This window comes from Achromobacter sp. MYb9 (assembly GCF_002975275.1).
In the GTDB taxonomy this organism is placed as follows: domain Bacteria; phylum Pseudomonadota; class Gammaproteobacteria; order Burkholderiales; family Burkholderiaceae_B; genus Achromobacter.
This window is the reverse complement of record NZ_PCOQ01000019.1, coordinates 1-17756: the sequence shown is the minus strand read 5'-3', so window position 1 is coordinate 17756 and position 17756 is coordinate 1. Positions and strand designations below refer to the sequence as shown.

13 protein-coding genes and 1 tRNA gene are annotated in these 17756 nt (G+C 67.2%); 11 read left to right on the top strand and 3 right to left on the bottom strand.

What is annotated here, in order from left to right; genetic code table 11:
* Positions 1 to 96: 96 nt before the first annotated feature.
* Positions 97 to 1308 carry a D-alanyl-D-alanine endopeptidase gene (gene pbpG / locus CQ050_RS22550; RefSeq protein WP_233214237.1) on the bottom strand — a complete coding sequence of 404 codons (1212 nt, stop codon included), beginning with the start codon at positions 1306 to 1308 and terminating at the stop codon, positions 97 to 99.
* Between the two features lie 311 nt (positions 1309 to 1619).
* Positions 1620 to 1694, bottom strand: a tRNA-Arg gene (locus tag CQ050_RS22540).
* 295 nt (positions 1695 to 1989) lie between these two features.
* On the opposite strand from CQ050_RS22540, the gene CQ050_RS22535 reads away from it, so the two are divergent.
* From CQ050_RS22535 to CQ050_RS22505, 7 genes are all read left to right on the top strand, one after another.
* Positions 1990 to 2760: an enoyl-CoA hydratase/isomerase family protein gene (locus CQ050_RS22535; RefSeq protein ID WP_105559052.1), complete on the top strand. Its 771-nt coding sequence runs from the start codon at positions 1990 to 1992 to the stop codon at positions 2758 to 2760.
* Entirely contained in the window at positions 2757 to 4388 is a 1632-nt protein-coding gene (locus CQ050_RS22530; protein ID WP_105559051.1) for an AMP-binding protein, read from the top strand. The genes CQ050_RS22535 and CQ050_RS22530 overlap by 4 nt, the downstream gene beginning before the upstream one ends.
* A complete protein-coding gene (locus CQ050_RS22525; protein ID WP_105559050.1) occupies positions 4385 to 5341 on the top strand; it encodes a hydroxymethylglutaryl-CoA lyase in 957 nt (318 codons plus the stop codon). Before CQ050_RS22530 ends, CQ050_RS22525 begins: the two co-directional genes overlap by 4 nt.
* 88 nt (positions 5342 to 5429) lie before the next feature.
* Positions 5430 to 5966, top strand: a complete 537-nt coding sequence (locus CQ050_RS22520; RefSeq protein WP_105559049.1) for a MarR family winged helix-turn-helix transcriptional regulator — start codon at positions 5430 to 5432, stop codon at positions 5964 to 5966.
* An 89-nt stretch (positions 5967 to 6055) separates the two neighbouring features.
* The gene (locus CQ050_RS22515) at positions 6056 to 6790 is read left to right on the top strand and encodes an enoyl-CoA hydratase/isomerase family protein (RefSeq protein ID WP_105559048.1); all 735 of its coding nucleotides are present in this window, start codon (positions 6056 to 6058) and stop codon (positions 6788 to 6790) included.
* The gene (locus tag CQ050_RS22510) at positions 6787 to 7983 is read left to right on the top strand and encodes a CaiB/BaiF CoA-transferase family protein (protein WP_105559047.1); all 1197 of its coding nucleotides are present in this window, start codon (positions 6787 to 6789) and stop codon (positions 7981 to 7983) included. Before CQ050_RS22515 ends, CQ050_RS22510 begins: the two co-directional genes overlap by 4 nt.
* A 47-nt stretch (positions 7984 to 8030) precedes the next feature.
* Entirely contained in the window at positions 8031 to 9017 is a 987-nt protein-coding gene (locus CQ050_RS22505) for a tripartite tricarboxylate transporter substrate binding protein (protein WP_105559046.1), read from the top strand.
* A 68-nt stretch (positions 9018 to 9085) separates the two neighbouring features.
* Here the strand turns inward: CQ050_RS22505 and CQ050_RS22500 are convergent, their stop codons facing one another.
* Entirely contained in the window at positions 9086 to 10039 is a 954-nt protein-coding gene (locus tag CQ050_RS22500) for a nitronate monooxygenase family protein (RefSeq protein WP_105559045.1), read from the bottom strand.
* Between the two features lie 221 nt (positions 10040 to 10260).
* Between CQ050_RS22500 and CQ050_RS22495 the strand changes: the two genes are divergently transcribed.
* The 4 genes from CQ050_RS22495 to CQ050_RS22485 all read left to right on the top strand — a co-directional run.
* Positions 10261 to 11472, top strand: a complete 1212-nt coding sequence (locus CQ050_RS22495; RefSeq protein ID WP_105559044.1) for an MFS transporter — start codon at positions 10261 to 10263, stop codon at positions 11470 to 11472.
* Positions 11473 to 11524: 52 nt separating this feature from the next.
* Positions 11525 to 11683 (top strand): hypothetical protein, encoded by a 159-nt coding sequence (locus CQ050_RS31020; protein WP_199196901.1) that lies wholly within the window; start codon positions 11525 to 11527, stop codon positions 11681 to 11683.
* Positions 11684 to 11786: 103 nt separating this feature from the next.
* Positions 11787 to 14450 (top strand): PD-(D/E)XK nuclease family protein, encoded by a 2664-nt coding sequence (locus tag CQ050_RS22490; RefSeq protein WP_105559043.1) that lies wholly within the window; start codon positions 11787 to 11789, stop codon positions 14448 to 14450.
* 3 nt (positions 14451 to 14453) lie between these two features.
* Positions 14454 to 17756: exodeoxyribonuclease V subunit beta (locus CQ050_RS22485; protein WP_105559042.1), on the top strand; the 3303-nt coding region annotated here is incomplete at its 3' end.

Genomic DNA, 17756 nt, shown 5'->3' with positions numbered 1-17756 from the left:
CAAGGGGGCGCTCACCGAGGGTCTGGCGCACGGCAGTAAAAAAAGCCCGATCAGTTCACACCGATCGGGCTTTTCCATTGGCGGGGCGTCGGCTATTCAACCGCCCGGCTGGATCGACGCCAGCGCCACTTCGTTTTGCACGATGCGGCGGATGCGCACGGCATCGCCGATGCGCGACAGTTTGCCTTGCGAGTCCAGCAGCACGATGGCCAGGTCGCGGCCATTGATGCGGGCCAGCATGACCAGGCATTCGCCGGCTTCATTGATGTAGCCCGTCTTGGATACCTTGATGTCCCAGTCGGGCTTGCGCACCAGCAGGTTGGTGTTGCGGAAGGTCTGCGTGCGGTTGTTGATCTCGACCTCGTACTCGGTATCGGTCGAGTAGCGGTGGATCAGCGGGCGTTGCGAAGCCGCGCGCAGCAGTCGCGCCAGATCATGCGGTGACGACACGTTGTTGCTGGACAGGCCCGTGGGCTCGATGAAGTGCGTGCTGCTCATGCCCAGCGACAGCGCCTTGGCGTTCATGGCGGCCACGAACGCCGGCAGGCCGCCCGGATAGTGACGGCCCAGCGCGTTGGCGGCACGGTTTTCGGACGACATCAAGGCCAGATGCAGCATGTCGCCGCGCGACAGCTTGGTGCCTACGCGCAGGCGCGACGTGGTGTGCTTGAGGCCGTCGACGTCTTCGTCGGTGATCTCAAGCATCTCGTCCATCGGCAGGTTCGCGTCGACCACCACGACCGCAGTCATCAGCTTCGAAATGGAAGCGATGGGGCGCACGACGTTTTCGTTCTTGGCGAACAGGACGGTCGACGTTTCCAGGTCTTGCACATAGGCGGTGCTGGAACGCAGCGCGGCGGCTTCGGCGCGCACGGACACGGCGGGCGGCGGCATGGCGGCGGAGGCCGCCGCAACTGCGGCGCGTTGCCCGCGCGACGATTTCGGCGTGCCATTCTTGCCGGCCGCACCTTTTTTGGGCGGCGTGCCCTTGGCGGCCACCTGCCTGCCGCCCTTGGGCGGCGCTTTCTTGGCGGTGGACGAGGATTTGGGCGTGGCCTTCTTGGCTGCCGGCGCGGCTTTCTTGGCGGCTGGCGCGGCTTGCTTGCCTGCCGCGGTCTTGCCCGAACCGGATTTCGCGGCAGGGGTCTTTTTAGCTTGTTGCGCCTTGCAGGCCGCCGACTTGGCGTTCGTCTTGCAAGGGTCGGAATTCTTCGCGGCCAGCGCGGCCGGCGGGAGCAGGAGCGCGCACATCGCCAGCGCCGCTGGCGCTACCGCGTTCGCAATTGCACGTTTCCAGGTAAATGCCATGGTTTGAGCAGGCTTGTCAGTCTGTGAAGAAGTGTTTCTTAAGCCGGCGTGTCGTCGGTTCAGAAAAAATCCAGAGGAATTAGGGGCTTACGCGTCGAATTTAAACAGCACATCAAGTTGTGCGCAAGGCGATTCGCTATCATCGCCGAAAAAAATATGGGTGACATATTGACGCCGCGTCAATTCGTCACAAGACGCGACATGAGACGCTAACGGCGCAACGCGCGTGAGCGTAGCCCGGATTAACCCTCATCCGGCTGAACGTGCGGTATTTCGAGGAAGGTGCGGCGTCGGAATCGAGGCCGGGGGGGTGGCCTCGCCGGGTGGAATCGAACCACCAATTGACCCTTAGGAGGGGCCGGTTATATCCATTTAACTACGGCGAGACGGTCAAAACGTGGGTGTCGAAGCGGTCGCGCAGGGGCGAATTTCTTCTCTAGTGCCTTGATATTGCAGGAAAACACCCGGGCGGAGTGTATCACTATTCAGGGCAAATCCCGGCGGCTGACAGGGCGCAAGTCTAGCAGAGGCGCCCGGGGCTTGGGCCCAACGCGGTGAATGCGCCCGCGTCGTCGCTCTGGGCGCCGCTTCGGGCGACGACCTTGCTTCCGAAAAGTAGTGGATTAAATCAACTATATGCCGTAAAGTTGATTTCAAGACCCAGAACCTTCAGGAGCAGGCATGACCCCGACTTTTCACACGATCTTGCTGGACGTGCAGGACCGTGTCGCCACGGTGACGCTAAACCGACCCGACAGCCGCAATGCGCTGAACGCCCAGATGTGCGCCGAACTGGTGCAGGTAATGGGATTGCTGGCCCTGGATGCCGGGGTGCACGTGGTGCTGATCCGGGCAGCCGGCGCGGCATTCTGCGCTGGCGCGGACCTGAAAGAGCGCAAGACCATGAGCACCTCGGAGATGACCGCAAGACGGGTGCAGGGTTTTGCCGCTTACGGCGCCATCGAACGCATGCCGCAGCCGGTGATCGCCGTGGTGCAGGGGCCGGCATTCGGGTCGGGCTGCGAGATCGCGGCGGCGTGCGATTTCGTGCTGGCCTCGGCCGACGCCATCTTCTGCTACCCCGAAGTGGGGTGGGGCACGGTGGGCGCCACGCAACGGCTGCCGCGGATCGCTGGCGCGCGCAAGGCCAAGGAACTGCTGTTCACGGGCCGCCGCTTCGATGCGGCCGAGGCGTGCGAGATCGGTCTGGTGAATCAGGTGCATGCGCCGGAGGCGTTGCCGTCCGAGGCGCTTGAGATGGCGACGAAGATCGCTGCCGCGTCGCCGTTGACGGTCAGGCTGACCAAACGCAGCATCGATCAAGGCCTGGCCACGACACGCGAAGGCGCCATGGCGATCGAGTTGCTGGCCATCGAAGAAAACCTGCGCGGCACGGATTGGCGGCAGGCGATCGCCGGGTTCGGCGCGCCGGACCAAGGGGGCCGCGCATGATCGCCATGCCGATTACGTTGTCCGAGGCCTTGGAGCGCGTGGCGCTTGAACGCCCGCAAGCCCAGGCGTTCGTCGCGCCGGGCGAACGCCATGACTGGCACACCATGCGCGCGCAGGCGCAGCGTATCGCGCGCGCCCTTCATGCCGCCGGCGTGCGGCACGGCGACCACGTCGGCGTGCTGTTGGGTAATAGCGGCGTGTGGGTGCAGATCTTCTACGCCTGCGCGATGCTGGGCGTCGTGACGGTCCCGGTCAATACGCGCTTCAAGGCGGAAGAGCTGGAATTCTGTTTGAAGCAGGCGGACGTCAAGTTGCTGCTGACCGCGGACACGTTCCTGGGCATCGATTTCCTGGCATTGCTGACGCAAGTGGAACCGGCGCTGGATAGGGCAGGCGGTTTGCCCGGTGAACGCTTGCCGTGCCTGCGCCAGGTGGTCGTGTTGGGTGACCGATGCCCCTTGGGCGCAACGCCTTGGCATGACTTTCTGGCGGCCGGCGAGACGATGGACCAGGACAGCTTGCAGGCGTGCCTGCAGGCCGTCGTGCCCGATGACGTGCTGTTGATCCAGTACACCTCTGGCACCACCTCGTTTCCCAAGGGCGTGATGCTGACGCACGCCAACATGCTGACCAACGCGTGGGCTGCCGCGCAGCGCATCGGCGTGACGGCCGACGACCGTTACTTCAGCATCCGTCCGTACTTCCATGTGGCCGGCACCACCTTGTCGATCCTGGTCAGCCTGGTGACGGGTTGCTGCCTGCTGACGCTGCCCAAATTCGACGTGGCGGACGCCTTGCGGATGCTGGATGCCGAACGTTGCACGCTTACGTCCGGCAACGACACGATCTTCCTCATGCTGATGGGCCATCCCGATTTCAACCGTGCGCGCATCCATTTGCGCGGCGGTTGGGCGGCGGCGGGGCCGCAGGTCATGCAGAAGATCCGCGATGTCATGGGCGTGCCGGGCATGTGCAATGCGTACGGCCAATCCGAAGCCTCTCCCAACATTACGCTTTCGTCCCATGACGATCCTTTTTCGCTGCGTGCGGCGGGCTGGGCATTGCCGCATCCGGGCATGGAGGTGCGGGTGGTGGACCCCGGCACCGGCAAGCCGGTGGCCGTGGGCGAGGCGGGTGAAATCCAGGCGCGCGGCTGGAGCGTCATGAAGGGCTACTACAAGATGCCCGAGGCCACCGCGCGCGCGCTGGGCGCCGACGGCTGGCTCAGCACGGGCGATCTGGGTGAAATGGATGCCGAAGGGCGGCTGCGCATGGTCGGCAGATTGAAAGACATGTTCCGTGTCGGCGGCGAAAACGTCGCACCCGCCGAGGTGGAGGAAGTGCTGCACGCGCACCCTGCGGTGCGCATGGCCCAAGTGGTGGGCGTGCCCGACGCGCGCCTGGGAGAAGTGCCCGCCGCGTTTGTGCTGCTTAAGGACGGGCAGGATTGCTCGGCAGAGGAATTGACGGCCTGGTGCAAGAGCCGCTGCGCCAACTACAAGGTGCCGCGCCATGTGGCCGTGGTCGACAGCTTTGAACATATCGGCATGACGGGCAGTTCGAAGGTGCAGAAGAACAAGTTGCGTGCGCACGCGATCGCCTTGTTCGGTCTGGAGCGGGCGGCATGAGGGCGCGTGACGTTGTGTTGTGCGAGTGCTTCGCGCGGGACGGCCTGCAACACGAGCCCGACTTTATCGGCACCTCGGTCAAGGCGGACCTGATCGACCGCTTTGCGCGCTTGGGCTTCGAACGGGTGGAGGCAACGTCGTATTCCAACCCCAAGGTGGTGCCGCAGTTTGCCGATGCTAGTGAACTGCTTGCGGCGCTGCCGCGCCGCGCGGGCGTCTGGTACAAGGCGACCTGCGCCAATGCCCGCGCCGTGCAGCGCGCGCTGGCGGATCAGGATGCCGGTATCGGCGCCAACGAGATCAGCCTGCTGGTGTCGGCCAGCGCCTCGCATTCGCTGCGCAACCTGAAGCGCGAGCGTGCCGCGCAATGGGACAACATCGCGGAAATGGCCGCTTTGGCCAGCGGCCGTCTTCGGATGGTCGGCACGATTTCCGTGGCTTTCGGATGCCCGTTCGAAGGGGTCGTGGATCCGGATTCGGTGATGGACGATGTGGAACGGTTTGCGCGGTTGGGGGTGGGCATCGTCACGCTTGGCGACACCACGGGCATGGCGACGCCGGCCGTCGTGCGCGAGCTGTACGGCCGCATGGCGCGCGAATTTCCACAGTTGACGCCGGTGGCGCATTTTCACGACACGCGGGGCACCGGCCTGGTGAACTACGTGTCGGCGCTGGAAGCGGGCGTGCGGCATTTCGACTGCGCGTTCGGCGGTGTCGGCGGACATCCGGCCAAGGTCCGTTATGGCGGCGGCCACACGGGCAACGTTGCCACCGAAGACTTGGTCAGCCTGTTCGAATCGATGGGCGTGTGCACGGGGCTGGACCTGAATACGTTGGACGAGGTCTCGGGCCTGTGTCAGCAAACGCTGGGCCGGCCGCTGCATAGCCGGGTCGCGCTAAGCGGCATGAATCCGTTGATTCCAGGCGTGCGCCAGGCGCCGGTCGCGCCATGACAAGGAGCCGGCGCATTTGTATATCATGCGGCCAGGGGGGCGCCCGGCGCGCCCGTACGCTTTTTCCTTATCTTTGCAGAGTCCAGCCATGGCATCCCTGAACGCACACAAGCCAGCCTCTCCCGCGCGCGACCAGCCGACTGCCCTGAAAGAGCTGTTCTCGTACCGCCTGAATCGCCTGGCCTACGTCTCCAGCCGCATCGCGGCGGGTCTGAACGAAAGCCGTTACGGCGTGGGGCCCCGGGAATGGCGGATCATCGCGTTGCTGGGGGCGGCGCCCGACATGTCGCTGAACGCCGTGGCGCGCGAGGCGAACATCGACAAGAGCCAGGCAAGCCGGACGGTGTCCGAGCTGATTGAACGTGGCTTGATACACCGCAGCGCGGACAGCCAGGATGGCCGAGGCGTGAGCCTGGACCTGACGCGGGCAGGGCGTGCGCTGTACGACGAAATGTTCCCTGCCGCCGTGCAGCGCAACGACGCCATGCTTGCCGTGCTGTCGGCGAAGGAGCGCGACGAGATGGAACGCATGCTGGACAAGCTCACGGCCCATGCGCTGGAAATGCTGAACGAATTCAAAGCCGAGGTGCCGGCCCGCCGGGGCCGTGGCGTGCAACCCCGATAAACGGATGGCGCCTGCCCGGCGCCTTTTTTTACCCATATTGTTGATTAAATCAATCAAATGCCTGATCACTATTCAAGAGGACTTGCGTCATGCCGGAACTGATCGTCGAGAACCAGGGCGCCGTGCGCCTGCTGCGCCTGAACCGCCCGGAAAAGCACAATGCGCTGAATACGGCGCTGACCACGGCATTGCTGGACGCGCTGTCGCAAGCAGAGCGAGAGGCGACCGTGCGCGCCGTGGTGCTGACCGGCAACGGCAAGTCGTTTTGCGCGGGGGCGGACACCACCGAGTTTTCCGGTTTGACCATGGAGCAGCCCGAGGCGGTCCTTGCCCGCGCCGATCTGACGACCGACCTGCATCTGGTGTTCTCGCGCATGACCAAACCGGTCGTGGGCGCGGTGCACGGCAATGCGCTGGGCGGCGGCGCGGGGCTGGCGCTGGCATGCGACCTGACCGTCATGGCCGAGGACGTGCGCTTCGGCTATCCCGAATTGCGCCATGGCATCGTGGCCGCCGTGGTCATGGCGAACCTGGTGCGGCAGGTGGGCCGCAAGCACGCGTTCGAGCTGGTGGCGATGGCCGAACCCATCGACGGCGCGCGCGCGCTGGCGCTGGGCATCGCCAATCGCATCGCGCCAGCCGCCGGCGTGCTGGACGCGGCGCTGGCAATGGCCGGACGCCTGGCGGGCTGGGAGCCTGCCGCCATGGGATTGACCAAGCGCGCCTTCCATCGCGCGGCGGACCTGGGTCTGGCCGAAGCGCTGGGCGTCGGGCGCGACGCCAACGTGATCATGCGCGGCTTTCGCCAGGGGACGCCGCGATGAGGCCGCTGGATGGCGTGACCATCCTGGACCTCTCGCGCGTGCTGGCGTGCCCGTTCGCATCGATGATCCTGGCCGAACTCGGTGCCACCGTGGTCAAGGTGGAGCAACCCGGTGCGGGCGATGAAACCCGGGGATTCGAGCCGCAGGTGCAGGGCGAGGGCGGAACCGAGTCCGCCTATTACCTGGCCTTCAATCGCAGCAAGCAGTCCATCACCGTCAACTTCCGCAAGCCGGCGGGCCAGGCGCTGATCCGCCGGCTGGCCGAGACCAGCGACGTGGTGGTGGAGAATTTCCCGGTGGGGACGCTGGCCAAGTATGGGCTGGACCGCGACAGCATCGCGCCTGGCAATCCTGGTTTGATCTATTTTTCGTGCACGGGTTTCGGCATGACCGGACCCTATGCGCCCCGCAAGGGATACGACACCGTGTTTCAAGCCATGGGCGGCATCATGAGCCTGACGGGGGAACGGGGTGGCGGCCCCGTCAAACCGGGCCTGCCCGTGGCGGACCTGACATCGGGCCTGTGGGCGGCGATTGGCATCCTGTCCGCGCTGGTGGGCAGGGCGCGGTCAGGGCAGGGCTGCCACATTGACTTCTCGATGCTGGACGGGCAGGTCGGCCTGCTGTCGTTGGCGGCGGCGCGCTACTTCGCGCTGGGCGAAGTGCCGCAACGGCTGGGCACCGAACATCCGGGGCGCGTGCCCTCGGCCGCGTTCGAGTGCGGCGATGGGCGCTGGGTGCAGATCACGGGCAGCGACCAGCACTGGAAGCCCTTGTGCGATGTGCTGGAATTGCCGCAATGGGCGGACGACCCGGAACTGGCGCGCAATGCCGTGCGGGTTGCGCGGCGCGACGAAGTCATGGCGGGCCTGGCGGCCGCCGCGCGACGGCTGACGCGCGACGAGCTTTGCCGGCGCTGCGATGCCGTGGGCGTGCCCGCCGGCCCGATCCTGGACGTGGAAGAAATCATGCACGACGAACATGTGCAGGCGCGCGGCATGGTGGCCAGCTACGAGCATCCTTCCATCGGCCGCTTTGGCGCCGTGCCGGTGCCATTCAAGTTCAAGGGCTACGAGGACCCGCGCCTGGAGCGTCCGCCGCTGCTGGGCGAGCACACCGATAGCGTGCTGAAGGCGACGCTGGGCCTGTCCGATACGGAAATCCAGGCGTTGCGCGTAGAGGGCGCGATCTAAGCCATTCATCACCCCATCAAAAAAAAGACATGACAGGAGACAAACCCATGATGACCCCTAAGCGTCTGCTTACCCTCAAGCGCCTGCTGGGCGGCCTGGCCACCGGCGCGTTCTGCGCGGCTGCCGCTGCCGCCGGCCCCTTTCCATCCCAGCCCATCACGCTGGTCAATCCCTATGCCGCCGGCGGTCCCGCCGACGTGCTGGGCCGCGCCCTGGCGCGCGAACTGGAAAAGCAGCTGGGCAAGCCCGTGATCGTGGAGAACAAGGCGGGTGGCGGGGCCGCGATCGGGGCGAACTTCGTGGCGCGGGCCAAGCCCGACGGCTACACCTTGCTGCTGGGCACGTCGGCCGCGCATGTGGTGACGCCGCTGATGCAGCGCACGCCCTACGACGGCATCAAGGATTTCGCCTTCGTGTCCATCGTGGCCAATCAGCCGAACATGCTGGTGGCGCGCCCTACGCTGAATGCCGCCAGCGTGGCCGATCTGGTGGCGCTGGCGCGCAAGGAACCCGGCAAGATCAATTACGCCTCGGCCGGCCCGGGCAGTTCGCCGCATCTGGGCGCCGAGCTCTTCCGGCAACGGGCGGGCGTGGACATCGTGCACATACCGTATAGCGGCGCGGCGCCGGCCATCAATGACCTGGTGGGTGGGCAGGTGGATATCGCCGTGCTCAATCTGGCGGCCAGCCTGCCATTCATTCGCAGCGGAAGGCTGAAAGCGCTGGCCTACGCCAACGGCAAGCGTTCGCCGCTATTGCCGGACGTGCCCACGTTGGCCGAGTCGGGCGTGGCGGGCGCCGAGTCCGCGTCGTGGTACAGCCTGGCGGCGCCCAAGGGGACGCCGGCCGACGTGCTGCAACGGCTGAACGAGGCGATGGGCCGCGTGAACGCGGACGCCGAATACGGCAAGCTGATGCAGGCGCAGGGCGTCGACTTGTGGAACATGACGCCCGCCGAAGCCACGGCTTTCGTTGAAAAGGACCAGCTTGCAATGAAGAAGCTGGTGGAGTCCGCGGGCCTGATGAAGAAGTAGGCGAAGAAGTCGGCGTCACGCTGCGGGCGTGGGCCATCGAAGCCGCCCTTTGGGCGGCTTCCTTGTTTTCAGCCGGCCAGCGCTGCGGCGCGCGCCAGGGCGTCGCGCGTCTCGTCCACCAGTTGCTGCACCAGTTCGCCTGCGGGCTGCAGGCGGTCGATCAATCCCGCACTTTGTCCGGCTTCGACCTTGCCGCCTTCGACGTCGCCGTCATGGGCCGCTTGTTTCAGCGAACTGACCGCGAACAGCGCATCCAGCGCGGTGTCGTCGCTGCCGCGTTCGGACGCCAGATACTGGCGGGCGAACGTGTTGCGCAGCATCCGCACCGGCGACCGTCCGCGGCCGACCAGCGTGGTGTCGGCCACGCCGGCGGCCAGCACGGCGGTTTTGTAGTCTGCGTGCACGCCGGCTTCGGGCGTCAGCAAAAAACGGGTGCCCAATTGCGCGCCCGCCGCGCCCAGGCACAGCGCGGCGGCGATCCCGGCGCCATCGGCAATGCCACCCGCGGCCACGACCGGCAACGACACGCGGCGCACCGTGGCGCGCACCAGCACCTGCAGACCGATTTCGTCCGGCCCGGGGTGGCCGCCCGCTTCCAGGCCCACGGCGATGACGGCGTCCACTCCCGCGGCCTGTGCTTTCTCGGCATGCAGCGGGCTTGCCACCACTTGCAGCCATTTGATGCCCGCATCGCGCGCGCGGCCGATATGCTTTTGAGGCCCGCCCTGTGACGCGATGATCACCGGCACGCCTTCCGCGATGGCAATGTCCATGTGTTCCTGGGCGCGCTTGTTGTACAGCGGGATGTTGACGGCGAACGGCGCGTCGGTGCCGCGGCGCACCTCGCGCACGGCGGCCAGCAGCGCCTCGGGGTACATCGGGCCGGCGGCGATGACGCCCAGTCCGCCCGCGCGGGATACTGCCAGCGCCAGCGCCGCGTTGGACGATGCCCAGCTCATGCCGCCCTGGATGATCGGATAGCGCGTGCCCAGCAATCGGGTCAGCGGAGTTTGCAGAATCATGGCCTACCTGCCGTGGGGAAAAGCCCATTTTCGGTCAAGTAGTTGATAATATCAACTATATTTCGATGCGAGGATTCGACGGCTTGCTAGCGGATCCGTCCGGGACAAAACGCGACGCGGCAGCATGGCTATTACCGATGCGCCACGGGGGACTTGTATATGATGTGCGGGTCGTCCCGAGGAGGGGACGCAAACCCATACAACAACGAGACACGGGTTTCATGTCTAGTCAAACCGATACGATTTCCACCCGCACCATCATCCTGGGCACCTTGGTCGTGCTGCTTGCCATGGGCGTGCGCGCGACCTTTGGCCTGTTCATGCAGCCGATGGGCCTGGCGCACGGCTGGGGCCGCGAAGTGTTTTCGATGGCCTTCGCCCTGCAGAACCTGGTGTGGGGCGTGGCGTGCATCTTCATGGGCATCCTGGCCGACCGCTACGGGTCGGGACGCACCATCGCGCTGGGCGCCGTGCTGTACATGCTGGGCATGATCGGCACGCGCTTCGCCACCGACGAGACCACGCTTTACCTGACCGCCGGCGTGCTGGTGGGGCTGGGCCAGGCGGGCACCACCTTTCCGGTGATCCTGCCGGTCGTGGCGCGCGCCGTGCCGCCGGCCTACCGAAGCACGGCGATGGGGATTGCCAGCGCCGGGGGTTCGCTGGGCCAGTTCGCCGTGGTGCCCACCGGGCAGGCCTTGATCACCGGCATGGATTGGTCGGGCGCGCTGTGGGTGCTATCGCTGTTCGTGGCTTGCGCCGCGCCGCTGGCCTATTTTTTGCGCGGCCGTCCGCAAGCGCAGACCGGGCCGCAGCAGTCGCTGGCCTCGGCCGTGCGGCAGGCGGTACGCCACCCCTCGTTCCACTTCCTGTTCTGGAGCTACTTCGTCTGCGGCTTCCACACCGCCTTCATCACGCTGCACCTGCCGGCCTACGTGACCGACGGCGGCCTGACGGCGGGGCAGGGCGCGACTGCAGTGGCGTTGATCGGCCTGTTCAACGTGCTGGGCTCGTTCTATGCGGGCAAGCTGGGTGGCAAATACAGTAAGAAACGCTTGCTGGCGGTGGTGTACTTCATGCGCGCCTTCGGCATCTTGCTGCTGTTGGCCATGCCCCTGTCCGCGTGGGTGCTTTATGCCTTTGCGGCGTGGATGGGCCTGTTCTGGCTGGGCACGGTGCCGCTCACGCAGGGGCTGATCGGGCAGATCTACGGGTTGCGCTATGCCGCCACCTTGTCGGGCATCGTCTTCCTGGGACACCAGTTGGGCAGCTTCATCGGTGTCTGGCTGGGCGGTTACGCCTACGCCAAGACGGGCAACTACGATATGGTCTGGTGGCTGGGCGTGATGCTGGCCGTGGTTGCGGCGCTGCTCTGCCTGCCCGTGCGTGAACAACCGGTGACGCCGGTGGCGCCGCGCCCCGCGTCGGCATGAGGCCGGCGCGACTGGCCCGCCCGCCTCGAACCCGCTTTCCGGAGACCCGCCCATGACCTCGGTAGATCCTCCCGCCGTCCGCCGCCACCGGGCCTGGCGCGCCGTGGGTGTGCTGGCACTGGCGGCGGTGCTGGGTCTGGCGTTCTGGGGCTACACCACGCCCGAGATGCAAATTCACTGGGAAAACCTGGCGGCCCTCTGCGGCTTTTAGGCACTTGCGGCTGCTCGGCTCGCGGTATCCTACGACGGAGTTTCCTCCGTCGTTTTTTTTGTTGCCCGCGCCTGCCATCCCGGCACGCGCTTTGTAGGTGCCCATGCAGGACGCATCGCTTTCCTATCCTGATCTATCGCTACCGGACATCGGCGCCATGCCGGCCGCCGGCACGCTGGTGTTGACCGTGAACAACCGCTTGTCGCGCCGCTTGACGCTTGAATTGGCCGGCCTGCTGCGCCAGGAGCGCCAGGTCAGCGAACTGCCGCGCATTCTGCCGTTGTCGGCCTGGCTGGCGGAATCCGCCAACGAGTTGGCCTTCGAGGCGGACGACGATGTGCCCGCCTACCGGCTGGACAGTTTCGCCACGCAGTTGGTGTGGACGGAAGCCATCCGCGCGGAAGAGGCCGAACGCGTGCTGCTGGATGCCAGCCAGGCAGCGCGCCTGTCCATGGACGCCGATCTGCTGATGGACGAATGGGATCTGCATGTTCCGTCTGGAGCAGACACCGACGAGTACCGAGGCTTCGCCCGGTGGCGTGCGCGCTATCGCGAAGCGCTGGCCGCCATCGACGCCGAGGACGCGAACCAGGGCTATGCCCGCGTGCTGCGCGCCCTGGAGGACGGCCGGTTGGCCACGCCCGCCCAACTGGTGCTGGCCGGATTCACCGATGTGTCGCCGCGCTTTCGCCGCTTGCTCCTGGCTTTCGAAGCGCAAGGCACCGAGGTCGGGCAGTGGCGCGACGCGCAACGCGTCGAAACGGCGGCGCGGCGGTTCGAGGCCGCGGACCAGGGGGCGGAATGGCGCGCAGCGGCGGCGTGGGCGGCCAGCCATCTGAAGGCGAATCCGCAGGGGCGCTATGCCATCGTGTCGCCGCAACTGGAAGCCGAATCCCCCTTCGCGCGGCGGGTGTTGAGCCAGGCGCTGGCGGGCCGTGACGGCGCGCCGGCCTATGCGTTCAACGTGGCGGTAGGCCGGCCGTTGAATGAATGGCCAATGGCGCGCGCGGCGCTGGCCTGGCTGCGCGCGCTGGCCGAATGCGCCGCCGGCAAGGGTTGCAGCGTCGAGGTGCTGGGCGCCGCCTTGCTGGCCGGGCATTGCGCGGGCGACGTGCGCGACGGCGCGCGCCTGGCCGCGATCGACGCGCGCTGGCGCCGGCAGGCCGTGCGGCATGTCGGTCCGCACGACTGGAAGAAGCAGTTGGCCGATACGCCGGCCTTGGCGCAAGCCTGGAATCAGGCGATGGAGATCTGGACCCAGGGCGGCCGCCAAGCCACCTGCGATGTCTGGATGCTGCGCATGAAAGCCGCGTTGACGGCATTGGGTTTTCCGGGCGAAGCGGTGCTGGACAGCGTGGATTACCAGGTGATGGGCGCGCTGGGCGACGCGCTGGGCAGTTTTTCGGCGTTGGCGCCGGCCGCTGGCCGGCTGGGCGGCGTGGCGGCGGTCAATCTGTTGCAGAGCGTGGCGCGGTCGGCGTCGTTCCAGCCGCAACGCGATCCGCTGGCGCGCCTGGACGTGCTGGGTTTGCTGGAAGCCGAAGGCGGCTATTGGGATGGTGTCTGGATGCTGGGTTTGACCGACGATGTGTTGCCCGCGTCGCCAAAGCCCAACCCGCTATTGCCGTTGGCCGTGTTGCGCCAGGCGAAAGCGCCGCGCGCCACGCCCGAGCGCGAACGCGAATGGGCCGAAGGCATGTACGCCGCGCTGTGCCGATGCGCGCCCGAACTCATCGTCAGCCATGCCCATATGGATGGCGAGCGCGAACTGCGGCCGTCGCCGCTGATTGCCGGCGCCGCATTGACGGACTGGACGCCGGCCGAGGCCGATGCAGTGGCGGCGTTGCCCCAGGAATCGCTGGACGACAATCAGGGCCCGCCGCTGGCCCCCGGAAACCGCGGGGGCGGCGGCCTGGATGTTCTGGACACGCAGGCGCGCAATCCGCTGTGGGCGTTTGTGCGCCACCGGTTGGGCGGACGCGAGCTGGCGCCTTATGCCGACATGGCCACGGTGAACGTGCGCGGCCAGTTCCTGCACAAGGCGCTGGAGCTGGTGTGGGGCATGATGCCCGACCAAGAGGCCTTGCACGAGGTCCTGGCCACGGGCCGGCTTGCCGCGCTGCTGGAGCAGGCGGTGGCCCAGGCCGCCGACGACGAACTCAAGGACTATGCGCCCGCGCTGAAAGCGCTGGAGTGCCAGCGCGCCCGGGCGGTGCTGGCCTCGTGGCTGGACATGGAGGCCCAGCGGCTGCCGTTCGCCGTCGCCCAGGTCGAAAAGAGCCACCAGTGGCAGCGTGGGGCGCTGAACCTGAAACTGCGGCTGGACCGCATCGATAGCCTGGCCGACGGCCGCAATGTCATCGTTGACTACAAGACCGGCGTGGCCGCCGCCAAGCCGGAACCCGATTGGTCTCGCAGCCGGCCGGTAAACGTGCAACTGCCGTTCTACGCGTCGGTGCTGGCGGATGCCGCGGGCGGCGAGGTGGCCGGCCTGGTGCTGGCGCAGATCCACGCACGCCAGGTGGCCGCGCAAGGTCTGGCCGACGAAGACCTGGGCGTGCCTGGCGTCACGCTTGCCGAAGACAGCAAGTACTTCGACGGCCTGTCGTGGCCCGAGATCCGGCAGCGCTGGCGCGTGGCGATCGAAGCGCTGGCCGACGAATACGTCGCCGGGGTGGCCGCCAATGTGGCCTACCGGCGGGATGATTTGAAATACTGCGATGCACTGCCGTTCCTGCGTTTGCATCTGGACGACGAGGACGCATGAGCCATGGCTGAACAAGAACGCCTACCGCAGGATCACGCTGCACGCACCGACGCGCTGGACCCGACCCGTTCATTCCTGGTGCAGGCGCCGGCCGGATCCGGCAAGACCGAACTGCTGACCGACCGCATCCTGGCCTTGCTGGCCACGGTGAACCGTCCGGAAGAGATCGTGGCCATCACGTTCACGCGCAAGGCGGCCTCGGAAATGCACGCGCGCGTGCTGAGCAAGCTGCGGCGCGGGCTGGACGGCCCGCCCGAGGCCATGCACGAACGCCGCAGCTGGGAACTGGCCCGCGCCGCGTTGGCGCGCAACGAAGAGCAGGGCTGGCATCTGCTGGACCATCCGGCGCGCCTGGCCATCCGCACCATCGACTCATTCTGTGCGGGTCTGGTGCGCAGCATGCCGTGGCTGTCCGAGCTGGGGGGCATGCCTGAGATCACCGATGACGCCCGCGCAAACTACGAAGCGGCGGCGCGGGCCACGCTGGACCTGGCCGACGAATACGACGCCGTGCGCGTCCTGCTGCAGCATCTGGACGTGGACGTGCAGGCGGCCAAGGACGCCATTGCCGACATGCTGGGCCAGCGCGATCAATGGTTGCCGCTGCTGCGCCACGGGTCTGACCGCGCGGGCATGGAGGCCATGCTGGCCGAGGCAATCGGCGAAGACCTGGATGCGCTCTGCGAAGCCATGCCTTACGGCTGGGCCGACGCGCTGTGCGGCCCGGCCCGGCTGGCCGCGACCCATCTGCAGGACGGCGATGACGACAACAAGCTGCTGCCGCTGCTGGACTGGGCGGAGGAGTTGCCGCCGGATGCCGAGGTGCTGGACCAGTGGCGCGCGGTGGCGCACCTGCTGCTGACCGGCACCGGCAGCTTGCGCAAGACGGTCAACAAAAATCTGGGTTTCCCTGCCAAGTGTGCGCACAAGGAACCCTTCGTGGCGTGGCTGGAAGCGGCCGACGCGCAGGCCCCCTGGGTGCGCCGCCTGAATGCCGTGCGCGACATCCCCGAGCCGCGTTTCACTGATGCGCAATGGGAAGTGCTGGGCGCCCAACTGATGACGCTGGCGCTGGCGGTGGCGCAGTTGCGCCTGCGTTTCGCGGATACGGGCGAGGTCGATTTCATCGAGATCGCGCAACGCGCCGCCTCGGCGTTGGGTAGCGCCGACGATCCAGGCGAATTGCTGTTGAAGCTGGATGCGTCCATCCGCCATTTGCTGATCGACGAATTCCAGGACACCAGCCAGACGCAGCTGGACCTGCTGCGCACGCTGACCTCGGGCTGGCAACAGGGTGACGGACGCACCCTGTTCCTGGTGGGCGACCCGATGCAGTCCATCTATCGTTTCCGCAAAGCCGAAGTGGGGCTGTTCCTGGAAGTGGCGGACATCGGCGTGGGTGAACTGCGCCCCGACTTCCTGAACCTGACCGACAACTTCCGCTCGCAGGCGGGCATCGTGGATTGGGTGAACCAGTCTTTCGTGTCGTTGCTGCCCAAACGCAGCGACGCCGCCGCGGGCGCCATCGCGTACAGCCCGTCCACCGCCTTCCACGACGCGTTGCCCGAGCCTGCCGTGCGCTTTCATCCGGTCTGGTCGCGCGCCGGCGCGACGCCTGCCGACGCGCAGGCCGAAGACATCGCGGTGGGGCTGGTGCGCCAGGCGTTGGCCGATCACAAGGGCGCCAAGCATCCGGTCGCCGTGCTGGTGCGCGCCCGCAGCCATTTGGGCAACCTGACGCGCCGGCTGGCGCAAGAGGGCATCCGTTGCCGCGCCGTGGACCTGGTGCCGCTGGCCCTGCGTCCCGTGGTGGCCGACCTGGTGCAACTCGTCCGCGCGCTATCGCATCAGGGCGACCGGCTGGCGTGGCTCTCGGTGTTGCGCGCGCCATACTGCGGCCTGACCTTGACGTCCCTGCAGCGTCTGTTCGGCGATGATCACATCACCCCGGTGCCGGTGCTGCTGGAACGCGCGTTGCGCTTGGCGCGGCCGACGTTGCCCGCCGCGGCCGATACGGCGCCGCAAGGCTCCCTGTTCGACGCGGCGCCCGCCGCGCCCGAATCGCCGTCGGCGCAGGCGCTGCTCAGCGCCGACGAATTCGCGCGGCTGCGCCAGGTCGCGTCCATCTTGCTGGATAAGCGCAATGATTCGGGCGCAATGCCGTTTGCGGCCTGGGTCGAATCGTTGTGGCGTCGCCTGGGCGGCCCGGCGCTGTATGCCGGCCTGTCGGTGGCCAACGACGCGGAAAGCCTGTTCCAGTTGGTCGAGCGCCTGGCGCCGCACGGCGGCATCGACCCCGCCGCGCTGGACGCCGGCATCTCGCGCCTGTTTGCCTCGCCCGACGCGGCGGACGAAGATGATGGCGCGGTCGAAATCATGACCATGCACAAGTCCAAGGGCTTGCAGTTCGAAACCGTCATCCTGTACGGCCTGCACCGCGCCCCGCGCGGCGACCAGGCGCCGCTGGTGCGCTTCGAGCAAAGCGGCCGCCGCGTGCTGTTCGGCCCGGTCAAGCCGCGCGCGGAAACCGAAGCGGATCCGGTGTCGCGCTATCTGGGCGCGCGTGAGGCGCGCCGTGCGTCCTATGAAATCGACCGCCTGCTGTACGTCGCCGCCACGCGGGCACGCAAGCGCCTGCATCTGGTGGGACACGTGTCGCTGGACGAGGCCACCGGCCAGGTCAAGCCTCCTCCGTCGGCCAGCCTGCTGGGCCGCTTGTGGCCGTGCCTGGAAACGCCGGTCCCGCCGTCGATGCAGGGCGAGCCAGAACCCGACGCCGTCGACGGCCCGGAATGGCAAGGCGAACCGTTGCGTCGGGTGGCCAGCGAGGGCCTGGCGCAATTGGCGCGCTTGTCCGACATCACGGTCAGCCCCGGCTTCGGCGCGGCCGCTCGGGGCGCCTGGGGCGACGGCAGCGAACATCCCGCCTGGCAACTGGAAGCCGGCTACGACGCCGCCATCGGCACCCTGGCGCACGCCTGGCTGGCCCGCATCGGCCAGGATGGGGTGCACGCGTGGCCGCCCGAGGCCCTGGCGGACCGCCTCCCCGCGATGCGCCGCCAACTGACAAGAGCCGGCATCCCCGCCAGCCAGGCCGACGCCGCTGCCGAAGCCGTGCTGGACACCCTGCAAGCCACGCTGGCGGACGACCGCGGTCTGTGGCTGCTATCCCAATCCGGCGCCCGCCGCGAATGGCCCCTGATCGACGCCGCCGGCAAAGTTTCCGTCATCGACCTGGCGCTCAGCACCGAAGACGGCTGGCTGATCGTCGACTACAAAACCGGCCGCCCCCACCCCGGCGAACCC